Below are 15625 nucleotides of genomic sequence, written 5' to 3' on the forward strand. Positions count from 1 at the left end.
TTCCTATGGGATAATACTGAGATATAATGTTGAAAAGTTATGTTAGAATACCAGGAGATACTGTGTCAATTAATTTTCAAGAAATCATTGCTAAGTTACATGAATTTTGGAGTGATCGTAGTTGTTTAATCGCTCAACCATATGATACAGAAAAAGGTGCAGGAACCATGAGTCCTCATACCTTTTTGCGAGCAATAGGCCCCGAACCTTGGTCAGTTGCTTATGTTGAACCTTGTCGTCGTCCTACGGATGGACGTTATGGAGAAAACCCCAATCGTTTTCAGCATTATTATCAGTATCAAGTATTAATTAAACCCTCTCCTGATAATATTCAAGAGGTATATTTAGACTCTCTCAGAGCATTAGGTATTCATCCAGAAGATCATGATATTCGCTTTGTGGAAGATAACTGGGAGTCTCCAACTTTGGGTGCTTGGGGAGTAGGTTGGGAAGTATGGTTAGATGGTATGGAAATTACCCAGTTTACTTATTTTCAGCAATGTGGTGGTATAGATTGTCGTCCAGTTTCTATTGAGATAACTTATGGTTTAGAACGGTTGGCTATGTATCTACAAAATGTGGAAACAATCACCAAAATTCAATGGAATACTCAAGTAAATTATGGAGAAATTTTTCTACAAAATGAGATAGAACAATGTACTTATAATTTTGAAGGATCTGATCCAGATTTATTGTTGAAATTGTTTAGTTTATATGAACAAGAAGCTAAACAACTCATTGAACGGGGGTTAGTAATTCCTAGTTTAGATTATGTGCTTAAATGTTCCCATAGTTTCAATTTATTGGATGCTAGGGGAGTGATTGCAGTTGCAGAAAGAACTCGTTATATTGGTCGAATTCGTAATTTAGCTAAAGAAGTTGCTAATTTATATTTACAACAACGAGAAACCTTAAACTTTCCTCTACAAAAATCAAGGAGTTAGTCAAATTCTGGGGATCATATTTCAGCAATGGGTAATTCCCAATCTGGTAATATTTCTGGGACGGTTAATATATCGGTTTCTACCGAAGCTAGTATGTAAAACTATACTTGTTCGGTAGAATCATATATCGCCATTATGATTTGATAAGAACCTCTATCCCCTTTCGGTCTTCCAAAAACTACCATTGTATCCGGTGCTTGTGCTAAAGTATTATTCTCTTCTACGGGATACCATAATAAATCACCAGCAATAAAAATTGTTTCATCTTTCCTAAATAGTAGCTCTAAATTTTCTTTAATAACAACAATCCAACGAAATTGTTTTGTATTATCTGCCATAGGTTTTCCATCGCTTTCGAGATAGATAAGGGTTGCCAATGGTTCAGAAGATAGTTGTTGTACCATAATGCCTTATCCGGTGATTTTTTTATTAATTTAATTGTATATTGTCTTAACTTAACAAGGTTAACAGCCATTGACTTCTACATAAAATTTAACTAAAAAATTAAATTACCTTTAACTGTTGGATAAACTGAAATTTTAGCAACTTGAGCTAAACCATTTTTTTCTTCTTGTTTTTTTAGTTGTTTTAGTTTTTCTTCTAATTCTTTTACTTGCTCTGAATATTGCCAAATTTTGCGTTCAGTAGCAAAAATTGTCACGCCCTTATAAGTTAAATTTTGTCCTCGTTCCCGTTTATAATCAGAAGCAAAAGTAACAATATTTTGTTTTAAAGACTCTTTTTCCTGTTCTAATTCTTTAATAATTGTACAAATTTCTAAATAACGTTCTATTTGTTGTTCAGGAGTCAGATCCCCAGAAACAGAAGATATTTTAATTTGCTCAAGAGAGATACCTGCATTTAAAGGAGGATTATAATAATTAATGTAATCCAATTCTATCTCAATTAATTCTGTTTCATCACAAACTAAATAACTAATCTTACTGGCATTAACTGCTTGAAAATCAAATAAACGATTATGAGTTAACAAAGCCATGTTAAGATTAGAAGATTGACCAATATAATAAACCTTGTTAGTATCATCAGCCACCAAATAAACCCCAGAATCTTCTGGCAAAGTTTCCAAATTATTTAACCGAACAGTCCCTAATTCTTGAACCAAAGGTAAATTAGATAATTGGGTCATAGAAAAAATCTCCGAAGTGTTGCTTGGGGAAATAATAGCGATCGCGGATGATCGGATTTGTCCGAAACCACCTAAACGCCTTGATACCTTAATAGGGGTAAAGTTAGGCAATAAGTGGGATTACATGAAGTCAAAGTGCAAAGCAAAAGGCAAAGACGCGATCATTCGAGTTTGCTTTTATGCCACGCGGTCACTGTTTCAAAGGCTAAGAGATCACATAGTTTTCCAACACCCTCCTAAAAAAACCCTGACTCCCACCAGGGGTTTTTACTTGACAGAAGGTTTCACCTACAGAGATTGTAAAATAGATAATGGCCACTTCAAGTGTTAAAGACTAATGAGTACCCTAATTCGTGTAGAACGTTCTCTCCTCATCGGTCATATCTTATCAATGGCCTTCGGACTGGCGGGACTATTACTTGTATTGCCCCATCCTAAATTTATTGCTAATCTACCTGCTATTGGCCAAACCGCCTTTGCTTGGTCTATGGTCGGAGGTGGTGTCATGTATATGTTGTTAGGCATGGCAGCAGTATTGGTTTATGCTTATCGTATCCTTGGTGTTTGGCACTGCTTAGGATTTATGTTACCTGCATTAACCATTTCCTTAAGCAGTGAATTATTAGGAACCAGTACGGGTTTTCCTTTTGGACATTATCGCTATTTAACCGGATTAGGTTATAAAATTGCCGGATTAGTACCCTTTACCATCCCTCTATCTTGGTTTTATTTAGGCTTTAGTGCTTATTTAATCGCTCGTGCGGGCTTAAATGGTAAATCTATCCCTAATTGGCTAAAAACTCTCGGTTCTATCGTTCTGGGAGCTATTTTCTTAACTGCTTGGGACTTTGTTTTAGATCCAGCCATGAGTCAAACTACTATGCCGTTTTGGGTTTGGGAACAACCAGGTGCATTCTTTGGAATGCCTTACCAAAACTTTGTGGGATGGTTTGGCACAGGGGCAAGCTTTATGACTGTTGCTACCATCATTTGGCAACTAAAACCCCTTACTTTGCCCAAAACTCAATTAGGACTTCCCTTAGCCATTTATATCAGTAACTTTGCCTTTGCGACTGTCATGAGTGTAGGGGCAGGTATTTATATTCCCATAGGGTTAGGCATTTTGGTGGGTTTAATGCCTGTTTTGTTACTGTATCGCATGGCTACGACTCAAACCGAAGAATTGATTCCTCAAAATATGGTAGTTTCGGTAAATCCTGTTAGGGTAATATCTAAGTGAGAGACTTTTCTGTCTTGTTGAATGATACTGTTTTAGCCATTATTTCCCTGTTATTGTTGCTGTTTCAAGGAACCGCGACTTTAATTCTTTTATCTCGTCTGATTAAAGGGGCCCGTCGTTATCCTCCTCTTGTTCCTCAATTACCTGATCCTGAAATGTTGGGTAAAGTTAGCGTAGTGGTTCCCACCCTTAACGAAGTTTACCGAATTGATCCTTGTTTACAGGGGTTGAGTCTGCAAAGTTACGAAGTACGAGAAATTCTGGTCATAGACAGTCATTCTCAAGACGGAACTCAAGAAAAAATTAAACAAGCAGCTTTAAGTGATCCCCGTTTTCGTTTAATGAGTGATGATCCCTTACCTTTAGGGTGGGTCGGTCGTCCTTGGGCCTTACATACGGGATTTTTAAACAGTTCTCCTAACAGTGAGTGGGTATTAGGTATTGATGCTGATACCCAACCCCAACGGGGGTTAGTGACCAGTTTAGTTCGTGTGGCCCAAAAAGAAGGTTATGATCTGGTATCTTTATCTCCCCAATTTATTCTCAAAGATATTGGAGAATGGTGGTTACAACCTGCTTTATTAATGACTTTATTGTATCGTTTTGAGTCAGCCGGAGTTAGACAACAAACTCCACAAACTGTCATGGCCAATGGTCAATGTTTTTTATCTCGTCGTACCGTTTTAGAACAATTAGGGGGTTATTCTAAGGCTGCGAGTTCTTTTTGTGATGATGTTACTTTAGCCCGTGAAGCAGCTAAACAAGGGTTTAAGGTGGGGTTTTTAGATGGGTCTAAACTCATTCGGGTCAGGATGTATGAAGGAATAGCAGAAACTTGGAAAGAATGGGGGCGATCGCTCGATCTTAAGGATGCGTCTTCTCGTTCTCAACTATGGGGAGATTTAGTATTATTATTGTTAACTCAAGCATTGCCTTTAGTTTTATTTATGTTTTTGGGAACTTGTTGGGTCTTGGGTTATGATTTTTTGAGTTTAAAATTAGCGATCGCTCTCAATTTAACCTTATTAATCATTCGCTATGCTTTATTAATAGCGATTTTTCCTTCTTATTATCAAGATCAGTTTTCTTGGCCGCGATCGTTATTCTTTTGGCTATCACCTTTGGCTGATCCAATAGCTGTTTTGAGAATCTTTTTATCAGCTTTTGGGCGACCTAAACAATGGCGTGGACGGATTTATAGACACTAAATACTTATGTTCTGGTGTAGAAAATGACATTGTGTAGGGGGCAATTTAGACGTTAAAATAGATCGTGTGAGTGATGAGGAGTCCTATGGCTATCAAAGATCTAGTAACCGTTGTTGCTTTAGTAATATCAGCGTCAAGTGTTGGGCTTTCTTTAGCAAGAGAAGAAGTCAGATGTTATTTAGGATTACAATCAACTGAATGTTCCCCTAATAATATCAAGTCAGATTCTCTAGATAAAGCTATTATTAAGCCAATTATCAATCATAAATCTGACACAAATCATAATAAAAATACAAACGGAAATTTACCTCAAACAGTTGAAACTTATCAGAGAAAAACCGTAACGGAAGACAATAAAACTGAGTCTCAACCGATTAATTCTACCCGTTCTAGTGAAGAAATTTCCCGCAGTCAATCTATTCCTGTTGAACCTCCTACTCCAGAAAAAGAAACTCATCAAACTGATCTTATCAAAGAAGAATCGGTCGGAATTCCTATTGAAGTTCAGCCTTTTCAAGAGTCTATAAAATCTCAACAATAAGAGAGATAAATTCTTAAATATATCATTATTTTCTCTCACAATTAAACATTTGTGGGAGTTTTTTGTATATTTTTTCACTACAAAGCAAAAATACCGTAACATTCCTATACTTAACTATAGTATTTTAAATTCTCATGAGTATTACTAACAACTCCATCACTAACGCCCGTCAACTCGCATTACAGATTTTACGAGATATAGATCGACGAAAGACTTATACTGATATTGCCCTTGATCGGGGTTTAAAACAAACTTTTTTAAGCCCAAATGATCGGGGTTTATGCACTGAATTAGTTTATGGTATTATCCGTCGTCAGCGTACTTTAGATACCCTCATTGATCAACTCGGAAAAAAATCTTCTCAACAACAACCTCCAGATTTACGACGTATCCTTCATTTAGGATTATATCAACTGCGTTATCTTAATCATATTCCCCCTTCAGCCGCCGTTAATACCAGTGTTGAACTCACTAAAGAAAATCAATTAACAAGCCTCGCAGGAGTAGTTAACGGTATTTTACGGCAATATATTCGACTAAATAACTCTCAGAATGAGCCTTTAATTTTACCGAATAACCTAGTTGAAAAATTAGGTATTATTTACAGTTTTCCTGACTGGATAATTAAAATATGGTTACAACAATTTGGACAAGAAACAACAGAAAAAATTTGTCATTGGTTTAACCAACCTCCTAGTATTGATATTCGTATAAATTCCTTACAAAGTACCTTAGAAACTGTTGAAACTAAATTGATAGAAGCTAACCTTAATGTTACTCGTCTTCTCGACTTTCCTAATACTTTAAGATTAACAGGAAAAACAGGAGCTATACAAACATTACCAGGATTTAAAGAAGGATGGTGGACAGTGCAAGATAGTAGCGCACAACTGGTTAGTTATTTACTTGATCCTCAACCTGGAGAAATCATTATTGATGCATGTGCTGCACCAGGGGGAAAAACCACCCATATTGCCGAATTAATTCAGGATAAAGGACTTATTTGGGCTTGCGATCGCACAGTTTCTCGTCTTAAGAAAATAACAGAAAATGCCCAAAGATTGCACCTAGAATCGATTAAAATTTTAGAAGGAGATAGCCGTAATTTTGAGCAATTTAGGAATAGGGCAGATCGGGTATTATTAGACGTACCTTGTTCCGGGTTAGGAACCTTGCACCGACACCCTGATATTCGCTGGCGACAAACTCCCGAAACTGTGTCAGAATTATCTACGTTACAGGGAGAATTATTAGAACAAGCAGCGACTTGGATTAAACCTCAAGGTATTTTAGTATATGGAACTTGTACTCTTAATTCCCTAGAAAATGAATCAATTATTGAGAGGTTTCTTAATTCTAATTCTCATTGGAAAATAGAACCCCCATCCCCTAATTCTTGGGTGAGTGAGTTTGCTAGTCCATCAGGATGGATACAAATATTGCCCCATCAACATCACATGGATGGCTTTTTTATGGTGAAGTTAAAGAAAGATTGACAAAATGCCCATTTGTTAAAAAAATCCTTCATGATAAAAAATAAGACAGATAATACGTTATAAAGGTAAAAAATGAAAAGTGAACAGAAAAATAAACAACTGTTAAAGATTCTCATCGGTGCTGCTTGGATTGATGGAATTATTCAAGTTGAGGAAAGGGACTATTTACGTCAGATGGCAACTAATCAGGGACTCTCTGAAGATAAAGAGATTAAAACTCTTTTATCAGAATTAAAACCAGTTCAACCTACAGAATGTTATCAATGGTTAGAAGATTATTTAGGGGATAATCCCAAAACAGCCGACTATCAAAAATTACTAGAAAGTCTAAGTGGTTTGATTTATAGTGACGGAGATGTTCAGATGCAAGAAGCTCAACTTTTGACTAAAATACAATTACTTGATCCCGCTCAAGATTCCGGTAAATCAACTTTTGATAAAATGCTAAAAACTATCCAAAAATTGTATCGTAAGGCCCTTACTCAAAACCTTTAAGGAAAGGCAACAGGGAGAATTTTATCTGAGATGTAAAAATTGTTGATTGCTTGTTCCTTGGCCTCTCCCGAAGGGAGTTGAAAACTGTCCCATATATCTACACTTACTTCCTTGATATTCTCCCTGATACGCTAAATAGAGAAAATGGATAGACCTATTGATAAAACTATAATTTATTGATTAGGATAGTTATTTTAGGATTAAGCATAAGGAGTTAAATAAAAATTTAAAACTGAAGAAAATCATGAACGTTTTAGAGAATCCATCAAGTAATATAAGATTAGCAGTTTTGATTGATGCTGAAAATGTGAGTGCCAGTATTATTGAATCTTTGCTCCAAGAAATTGCTAAATATGGAACAGCTAATGTTAAACGTATTTATGGAGACTGGACAAGTAATCAATTAAATAGCTGGAAAACTAAACTTAATAAGTTAGCCATTCAACCTATGCAACAATTTCGCTATACAACAGGAAAAAATTCCACTGATAGTGCCTTAATTATTGATGCAATGGATTTACTTTATGCAGGTAATTTTGATGGATTTTGTTTAATTTCTAGTGATAGTGATTTTACTCGTTTAGCGTCTAGAATTAGAGAATCAGGATTAATAGTTTATGGATTTGGAGAAAAACAAAAAACTCCTGAAGCCTTTGTTGTCGCTTGCAATAAATTTATTTATACTGATATATTAGATGATAAAAGAACTTCTGGCAATCAAGATCTGAAAAATAATCAACAGTTATTAGATCTTTTAAAAAGTGCTTATGACTCGGTTGCTGATGAAGAAGGTTGGGCCCATCTTGGCCCGTTTGGGTCACAATTAACCAAATTATCCCCTTCCTTCGATGCCAGAAATTATGGCTATAAAAAATTGAGCGAATTGGTGCAGTTTATTGATATATTTGAGATCAAGAAAAGTCGTTCTCATTTAACCATCAAATTAAAATAAATTAGGAGTTTAATTAATGACAAAAATCAGAATTGCAAGCAAAGAAGATTTACCTTATATTGTTGAGATTTATAATGCTAGTATTTCCAGTCGTATAGCCACCGGAGATCTTGACCCTATTTCAGTAGAAAGTCGTTTAAAATGGTTTGCTGAACATTCATCTGATCGTTACCCTATTTGGGTGATGGAAATGAACAATCAAATAACGGGTTGGCTGAGTTTTCAACACTTTTATGGTCGTCCAGCTTATGAAAAAACCGTAGAAATTAGTCTTTATGTTTCTCCTTATCATCAACGTCAAGGTATTGGGAAAACTCTACTACAAAATGGGATTAACCAAAGTAAAAATCTCGGTATCAAGACTTTATTAGGCTTTATTTTTGCTCACAATATACCTAGTTTAGATCTGTTTAAAAAGCATCAATTTGAAAAATGGGGTTATTTGCAAAAAGTTGCTTACTTAGATGGAATAGAACGAGATTTAGTGATTGTTGGCCGTACTTTATAATTAATTAATGATAATCATGAATATATTTAGGAAATCTTAGATAAAATTGGATCATTATTGTTTATTAATTAGAGAAAGACCTATGACAAAAAAAAAGGTTTCAAGTCTCCTCTTTCAAGGGGATAGACATAAAAATATTCCTTGCTTCAAGCTACCGACTTGTTTGCGGTAGTAACTGATAACTGATAACTGATAACTGATAACTGGTAACGCCAAATGACTCAATCCCCTGTTCGTGACTCTGAACTACTAGATCAAAGAGATTTAGAGGAAGAAGAAGAAGAAGAAGAAGAAGAAGATTACTTTGATTATTTTTATGATGAACCAGGTAGTGAACCAGGAACTCTTAGTATTGAACCCGATGCTAAACCATCCCGTATTGTTTTAATTGATTATGATGCAGATCATGCCGTTCGTAAAGTAGATGTTACCCCCAATGCTTTAATTCCCTATTTAGGGACTAATACTATTTCTTGGATGGATGTTCAAGGATTAGGCAGTGAAAAAATTCTTAAACAAGTGGGAGATATTTTTAAATTACATCCTTTATTATTAGAAGATGTGGTCAATGTTCCTCAACGTCCTAAAGTGGAAGACTATAATGAACAACTAATGATTATTGTGCAAATGGTAAGATCAGCATCGGATGATGAAGGATTTGAAAGCGAACAAGTTGGTTTTGTTTTAGGGGCTAAATATCTGTTAACTTTTCAAGAAGAAGAAATTGAAGATTGTTTTGATATTGTTCGGGATAGAATTCGTGGAAATCAAGGTAAAGTCCGTCAATCAGGACCAGATTATTTAGCTTATTTGCTCTTAGATTCTATTATTGATGGCTATTTTCCCGTATTAGAAAATTATGGTGATCGCATTGAAATGTTAGAAGATCAAATTGTTCTTCATCCTGACAATAGTAACCTGGAAGAAATCTATTCTATTCGACGAGAATTATTATCTTTGCGTCGCTCAATTTGGCCTTTACGGAATGTGACTGATATTTTAGTTCGAGGGAGAAGTCCTCTGATTAGTCCTGATAATCAAATTTATTTTCGAGATTGTTATGATCACGTCATTCAATTGTTAGATATTGTTGAAACTTATCGAGAATTATCATCAAGTTTAATGGATGTTTATCTCTCGTCTATGAGCAATAAAATGAATGAAGTCATGCAATTATTAACCGTTATTTCTACTATATTTATTCCCCTAACTTTTATTGCTGGACTTTATGGCATGAACTTTAAATATATGCCCGAACTTGAAGGACGTTGGAGTTATTTTATTGCTTTGGGAGGGATGGCGGCGATCGCAGGAGGATTAATCTTTTTCTTTTGGCGACGGGGTTGGTTTAAACCATTTTATGCAGTTAAAAAAGATTAAACTAGAAAAAGGAGAGAGTTGGCGAGGGAGTTGCGGAGTAGTCGATAAGACAACTCTGAGGAAAGTCCGGGCTCCCCAAAGACCAAACTTGCTGGATAATTCCCAGTGCGCGTGAGCGTGAGGAAAGTGCCACAGAAAAATACCGCCTTTTTAGTTAATAAAAGGGTAAGGGTGCAAAGGTGCTGGTAAGAGCGCACCAGCAGTATCGTGAGGTACTGGCTCGGTAAACCCCGGTTGGGAGCAAGGTCGGAGGAATAATGGTTGGTCTTTTACCTATCCCGTTTTAGGTGTACCGCTTGAGGCGTTTGGTAACAAACGTCCCAGATAGATAACTCCCCTTTAGAACAGAACCCGGCTTATGTCTGACTCTCTCCTCTTTCTTTTGTAATTAAACACCTGATAACTGATAACTTATAACTGATAACTGAAATGACCCTTAGCGACCCTCGACGGACTCGAACACTTCATCGCTTCATGCAAAAATTAGGCTTACCTGATATTAGCTTAGTTAATTGGGTATTGCTTGATTTAGCCTTAACTCATCCCACCATTTCACGGGACAAAAATTATCAACAATTGGAATTTTTAGGAGATTCAGTTGTACGATTAGCGGCAGCAGAAGTATTATTACAAACCTATCCTGATGCGTCCGTAGGCGAATTTGCCGCCTTACGGTCTATGATGGTTAGTGATCTTACTCTAGCTGAATTTGCCGAAAGTTTTGGCTTAGAACGTTATTTGTTGATGTCGGAGAGTGCTGCTAAAGATGAAGCAGGAAGGGTTTCTCGGTTAGCAGATGCTTTTGAAGCGGTATTAGGGGCATTGTATTTGAGTCGTCAAACCTTGGAATTAGTTCATCCTTGGTTAGATCCTCTGTTAATGGCTAAAGCTGACGAAATTCGCCAAGATCCCGCCCGTCAAAACTATAAAGATGCTCTACAAGAATGGACTCAAGCTCAGTATAAAATTCTACCAGATTATCGTGTACAAGAACAAGCTCAAGTCTCTAACCGACAACAGCGTTTTTTAGCAGAAGTGTGGTTACAAGAGCGTAAATTGGGCTCAGGAGAAGGAAAATCAAAAAAAACGGCGGAACAAGCAGCAGCTAAAGACGCTTTTTTAAGACTCAATAGTAGTACGAATTATGCAACACCAGCCGTGAATTGAGTCTACAAGTAAGGTTTGTAAAATTATGTTAAAGTTTTGGTAAAATTACCGTAAAATCTATCTAATCTACTTCTTAAATAGAGTCAACTCAGTAATTAATTAGAGACGTTTATCGGGGAAAATCCGCGAACTTATATGCAGTTAGGTCAAATTTTACTGAAAAAGAAGTGGATTTCTCCTGGACAGCTTGAGGAAGTACTTAACATTCAATCCTCTAAATCTTGCAAATTAGGAGAAGTATTGTAAAGTTTAAATATAAACATAGTCATTTATAGTCATTCATGTTAATATATAGACATGAAGCTCTCAGACTAGGCAAAACTATTACTCCAAAAAAGGGTTATTATGGATGATCAGTTAGACTTTGCTCTACAAGAACAACACTGGCGTAGAAAAGGCTTTTGGGTGATTGATTAGGCTAAATTGGCATAAAAGAGATATAATTCGTCGATGGTTCCACTTTTTTTGTGTTGCCGTCCTAATTTTTTTGGTTACTGCTTGCAGTACCCCCACTCCTCCCACTGAATTAGCACCTCCTGGAGAAATTGTTAAAAAAGCGATTGTTTTGCAATTAAATCAAAGATTAAACCCTCTGAGTCAACAGTTAAAAACTGTCAATCCTGGGTTGGAAATTAGTCAAATTAATGTTAAGTTATTGGAGTCTATTTTTATAGCTGAATTACCGACGTATCATCTAAAAGGTACTTATAATTTAGCTTTAACTTTACCCCGTCAACAAATTAATCAAAAAAAGAATTTATTTGAAATTTATTTGCAACGACAAGCAGAAGGCAAAACCTGGCGACTCCTCAGTCAAGAAAGTCAGTTATCTGAGGCAGATTTTCAGTGGAAAAGTTATTTAATTAATAATTAATATTAATGTTGGGTAATGAGAAGCATTCATCACAGGGATCATACTGGTTTACGCCCTCCGTATACAGAAAGATTGTAGTATTTCCAAATAACATCAATTTCTGCAAAACCTATATCTCGCAGCCAAGCTAATTGACTCATCAGACTAGCTGGATGATCTTCATTATAGTGCTGAGGTATCCACTTTTGTTCAATTTCCTCTACCGAAACTTGTAAACGCATATACTCCTGCCATCTCTCCATGTAACGCTCTTGAAGATAAGAACTCGAACCTAAAACTAGATCTGCATTATAAAAAACTCCACCTGTAGTTAAACAATTATAAATCTTTTGGTAAAATTTGATTTTGTCATCATCACTTACTAAATGATGCAGAGCTAGTGAGGAGACGACTACATCATAGGTCGTATCGAACTCATAATCTTCAAAATTTGCCAGTTGATAGCGCAAATCATCTCCAGATTTACCAAGTTTTATCTGTGCCATCTGCAACATCTTCTCAGCAATATCAACACAGGTAATTTGAGCTTGAGGATAAACATCTTTAACCCGTCGTGCAATTGTTCCTGTTCCACAGCCAAGATCAAGTACACGAATAGACTGAAACTGATTGAATGGCAGCGCAGTAACCAGAGCATCAATCATTTGCTCGTAGTTAGGAATGCGGCGACGAATCATTGCATCAAACTCTTTGGCTTCTTCTTCAAAATGTTGTTTAACTTTTTCCATTATTCCTTTTTATTCTTAATTACAGACTCAAATTAAATTTTGCAGCAATGAGGTGCAATATCTTAACAAATTTAAGGAAATTTTAATCTTGTAAGGTAGCCATTACCTACAATATTCGGCTCTACTGTACTTGTGGTGATAAGTAACGCTTATCTAATCATACATAAGTAGTAAATCCACATATCAGACTGAGAAAGTAACTCAATTTCATCAGTAATGTCTAAACCATTTTTCCAAGAATAAATTTTAATTTCAGAAAAATACTCTTGTAGTTGTTTAATTTGTTCAAGAGGTCTAATATAATAAGTTTGTAAGCGAAAATTATGGGATTCATCCCTAATAATTAGATAAGGAGAATTTGTTAATTTCTCAGAAGTTAGAGAAGGATTAAACCAACGAAATAGAGCAAACATCACTAAATTAACATAAGTGGTAATGGGGTTAAAACTAAGATTTTTTTGCCAATTAAACTCTTTTTCAATTCCTTGAAGATTATGAGTTGAGAAAAAGAAATAACCTCCAGATTTGCCAACCCTGTTAATTTCCTGAAATACTTTTAAGCGATCGCCGTGAGAAATATAGTCAATGCCATTAAAACTAAACAGAATAAAATCGAAAAAATTATCATTAAATTGACTTAACTTTCTAGCATCACCCACTTCAAGAGAAATTGACTCAGAAAAAGCAGAAAATCGTTTTTTACAAGCGGTGATCATTTGAGGACAATAATCGATACCAATATATTGTCCAACAATAGGGAAAAAGTGTTTTGTAGTTCGTCCCCCTCCCACCCCAATATCAAGCATCGTCATAGTTGATAATTGATGTTGTAGAAGATTAATAATTGTTTGTTCTGCGGGTTGTAGCTGACTTAATTGTGCATAATAACCTACAATATTGGGTGCTGAATAGATTTTTTGATTAGGGTTATCAATCATAAATAATACGGTAAAAGTATGAGACAAATCATAATTAGTAGGGGCGGGTTTTTAACTAAAATTCTAGGTTTGAACTAATATATTAGATAAACCCGCCCGAAGAAATTATATTCTGAAGCAATAAGTCAATAAACCGTGACAAATTTAGGAAAAATTTAAGCTTTGATCTAGCCAATAATAGGGTAATATTTTAAACTAAGTAAACACGCTACAAAGTGATGAGGAGTTTCACAGTTTGTATCGAAAACTCGAAGGAAATAAATATGATCGCAACCGCCCCCGCTTCCAACACAACCAAAATAGAAGGATTAAAACCTGGACTACCTCCAATTAGTGGTTGGGAAGCAGAAATCACTTCAGTTGTACAACAGAATGATCCAGTATTTTTACCCACTAGCAACATTAATTTAGACAAGATTAAAGCAGCATTTGCTTGCGCGCTGCATATGCACCAACCTACCATTCCCGCAGGGGCTAATGGAGAGTTAATTTGTAATCTCCAGCATATGTTTGAAAACCAAGGGATGGGAGATAACCACAATGCAGGAGTATTCGCTTGGTGTTATAGCCGGATGGGAGATTTTATCCCCGAATTAGTCGCTAATGGCTGTAATCCTCGGATTATGCTAGATTATTCCGGTAATTTGTTCTGGGGTTTACAACAAATGGGACGGGATGATATCCTCAACAACCTCAAACGTCTGGCCTGTGACCCCCAATATACCCCTTATGTGGAATGGTTAGGAACCATGTGGAGTCATGCGGTAGCCCCTTCTACCCCCATACCCGACCTTAAACTACAGATGCAAGCGTGGCAACATCATTTTGCTTCTATTTTTGGCTATGATGCCCTAAAACGGGTTAAAGGTTTCTCTCCCCCGGAAATGCACCTTCCTAATAATCCTGACACTCTTTATGAATATATCAAAGCCCTCAAAGAGTGCGGTTATCGTTGGTTATTGGTACAAGAACATTCCGTCGAACGGTTGGACGGTTCAGGTTTAAACCACGATGATAAATATGTTCCTAACCGTTTAGTAGCGCGTAATTCTCACGGTGAAACTATCAGTATTACTGCGTTAATTAAAACTCAGGGTTCTGACACTAAATTAGTAGCCCAAATGCAGCCCTATCATGAAGCAAAATCACGAGGACGGCAAAAAATAGGGGATATTGAGGTTCCCTGTTGTGTTTCCCAAATTGCTGACGGGGAAAATGGCGGTGTCATGATGAATGAATTTCCTAATGGTTTTAATCCTACTTGGCATAACATTAAGGATAATTCTGATGTGGCGGGAGTCAATGGTACAGAGTATATTGAACTCTTAGAAGCGGCAGGCGTTAATCCTGATAATTATCCTGTTTGTCAGGCAAGAGGACAACATAAAATCTGGAATAAAGTTGATATTAATAATGTCACACCAGATGCAATTGCTAAAGCTGTTGAAGAATTAAAAGCCACAGATCATCAATTTCACATGGATGGGGCTTCTTGGACAGATGATTTAAGTTGGGTTGCGGGTTACGAAAATGTTTTAGAACCGATGAATCAACTCAGTGCTGATTTTCACAAGAAATTCGATGCTTTAGTGCAACAAAATCCTAGTGTTACCAAAACTCCTGAATATCAGGAAGCGTTACTGTATAACTTGTTGGTGCAAACCAGTTGTTTCCGTTATTGGGGACAAGGAACTTGGACTGATTATGCCCGCGAACTTTATAATCGCGGTGAAAAGTTAAGTAAATAACCTTTGATTATTGTTGGGTACATCATGCGATCGCTTTCTTAGATAGAGGGCGATAACAGACTCCACTAATAAATAATCCTTGGGAAGTAACTCTCTATTGGACTCCCGAAGCTTGGGAAGCAACTACTCATTGGAGTGATGCCGCATGGCAGGCGACGACAGAATGGACACTGGATGTATGGCAAGCGACAACGGAATGGACTCCCGAAGCTTGGCTGGCTACCACTCACTGGACGGATGATATTTGGCAAGCGACGGC

The 15625-nt window shown here is 36.5% G+C and carries 16 protein-coding genes, 1 other RNA gene and 1 pseudogene; 14 read left to right on the forward strand and 4 right to left on the reverse strand.

All coding sequences use genetic code 11. The features are described 5' to 3' along the window. The first annotated feature begins 62 nt into the window (after positions 1–62). On the forward strand, positions 63–944 hold the full coding sequence (glyQ, locus tag AsFPU1_RS00680) for a glycine--tRNA ligase subunit alpha (RefSeq protein WP_124969677.1): 882 nt from the start codon (positions 63–65) through the stop codon (positions 942–944). A 140-nt stretch (positions 945–1084) separates the two neighbouring features. On the opposite strand, the pseudogene AsFPU1_RS00685 reads toward glyQ, so the two are convergent. Next, positions 1085–1348 (reverse strand): annotated as a pseudogene (locus AsFPU1_RS00685) (Uma2 family endonuclease); the annotation flags it as partial. 92 nt (positions 1349–1440) lie between these two features. After that, positions 1441–2091 carry a GIY-YIG nuclease family protein gene (locus AsFPU1_RS00690; RefSeq protein WP_124969680.1) on the reverse strand — a complete coding sequence of 217 codons (651 nt, stop codon included), beginning with the start codon at positions 2089–2091 and terminating at the stop codon, positions 1441–1443. A gap of 337 nt (positions 2092–2428) precedes the next feature. On the opposite strand from AsFPU1_RS00690, the gene cruF reads away from it, so the two are divergent. The 12 genes from cruF to AsFPU1_RS00755 all read left to right on the forward strand — a co-directional run bounded on the left by cruF (position 2429) and on the right by AsFPU1_RS00755 (position 11952). Then, positions 2429–3331 carry a gamma-carotene 1'-hydroxylase CruF gene (cruF, locus tag AsFPU1_RS00700; protein WP_124969683.1) on the forward strand — a complete coding sequence of 301 codons (903 nt, stop codon included), beginning with the start codon at positions 2429–2431 and terminating at the stop codon, positions 3329–3331. After that, entirely contained in the window at positions 3328–4539 is a 1212-nt protein-coding gene (cruG, locus tag AsFPU1_RS00705) for a 2'-O-glycosyltransferase CruG (RefSeq protein WP_227873320.1), read from the forward strand. Before cruF ends, cruG begins: the two co-directional genes overlap by 4 nt. An 85-nt stretch (positions 4540–4624) precedes the next feature. After that, positions 4625–5080: a hypothetical protein gene (locus tag AsFPU1_RS00710; RefSeq protein ID WP_124969686.1), complete on the forward strand. Its 456-nt coding sequence runs from the start codon at positions 4625–4627 to the stop codon at positions 5078–5080. Between the two features lie 134 nt (positions 5081–5214). Then, positions 5215–6576, forward strand: a complete 1362-nt coding sequence (locus AsFPU1_RS00715) for a 16S rRNA (cytosine(967)-C(5))-methyltransferase (protein ID WP_124969689.1) — start codon at positions 5215–5217, stop codon at positions 6574–6576. 72 nt (positions 6577–6648) lie between these two features. Further along, complete coding sequence (locus AsFPU1_RS00720; protein WP_124969692.1) at positions 6649–7071, forward strand: tellurite resistance TerB family protein; 423 nt, start codon at positions 6649–6651, stop codon at positions 7069–7071. Between the two features lie 244 nt (positions 7072–7315). Further along, on the forward strand, positions 7316–8023 hold the full coding sequence (locus AsFPU1_RS00725) for an NYN domain-containing protein (RefSeq protein WP_124969695.1): 708 nt from the start codon (positions 7316–7318) through the stop codon (positions 8021–8023). A 16-nt stretch (positions 8024–8039) separates the two neighbouring features. Beyond that, complete coding sequence (locus AsFPU1_RS00730) at positions 8040–8531, forward strand: GNAT family N-acetyltransferase (RefSeq protein WP_124969698.1); 492 nt, start codon at positions 8040–8042, stop codon at positions 8529–8531. Between the two features lie 216 nt (positions 8532–8747). Then, a complete protein-coding gene (gene corA / locus AsFPU1_RS00735; protein ID WP_124969702.1) occupies positions 8748–9911 on the forward strand; it encodes a magnesium/cobalt transporter CorA in 1164 nt (387 codons plus the stop codon). Between the two features lie 14 nt (positions 9912–9925). Continuing rightward, positions 9926–10285: RNase P RNA component class A (gene rnpB / locus AsFPU1_RS00740), an RNA gene on the forward strand. A gap of 55 nt (positions 10286–10340) precedes the next feature. Then, complete coding sequence (rnc, locus tag AsFPU1_RS00745) at positions 10341–11078, forward strand: ribonuclease III (protein WP_124969705.1); 738 nt, start codon at positions 10341–10343, stop codon at positions 11076–11078. A 135-nt stretch (positions 11079–11213) separates the two neighbouring features. Next, positions 11214–11324 carry a cyclic di-GMP-binding domain-containing protein, MshE-related gene (locus AsFPU1_RS23620; protein ID WP_497462946.1) on the forward strand — a complete coding sequence of 37 codons (111 nt, stop codon included), beginning with the start codon at positions 11214–11216 and terminating at the stop codon, positions 11322–11324. 196 nt (positions 11325–11520) lie between these two features. Then, positions 11521–11952 (forward strand): hypothetical protein, encoded by a 432-nt coding sequence (locus AsFPU1_RS00755; RefSeq protein ID WP_438357491.1) that lies wholly within the window; start codon positions 11521–11523, stop codon positions 11950–11952. Positions 11953–11990: 38 nt separating this feature from the next. On the opposite strand, the gene AsFPU1_RS00760 is transcribed toward AsFPU1_RS00755, so the two are convergent. Beyond that, positions 11991–12680: a class I SAM-dependent methyltransferase gene (locus tag AsFPU1_RS00760; RefSeq protein ID WP_124969708.1), complete on the reverse strand. Its 690-nt coding sequence runs from the start codon at positions 12678–12680 to the stop codon at positions 11991–11993. 149 nt (positions 12681–12829) lie between these two features. Further along, complete coding sequence (locus AsFPU1_RS00765) at positions 12830–13618, reverse strand: class I SAM-dependent methyltransferase (RefSeq protein WP_124969712.1); 789 nt, start codon at positions 13616–13618, stop codon at positions 12830–12832. Positions 13619–13881: 263 nt separating this feature from the next. On the opposite strand from AsFPU1_RS00765, the gene AsFPU1_RS00770 reads away from it, so the two are divergent. Continuing rightward, complete coding sequence (locus AsFPU1_RS00770) at positions 13882–15366, forward strand: polysaccharide deacetylase family protein (RefSeq protein ID WP_124969715.1); 1485 nt, start codon at positions 13882–13884, stop codon at positions 15364–15366. The last annotated feature ends 259 nt before the right edge of the window (positions 15367–15625 follow it).

Source organism: Aphanothece sacrum FPU1, assembly GCF_003864295.1.
Classification (GTDB): Bacteria; Cyanobacteriota; Cyanobacteriia; order Cyanobacteriales; family Microcystaceae; genus Aphanothece_B; species Aphanothece_B sacrum.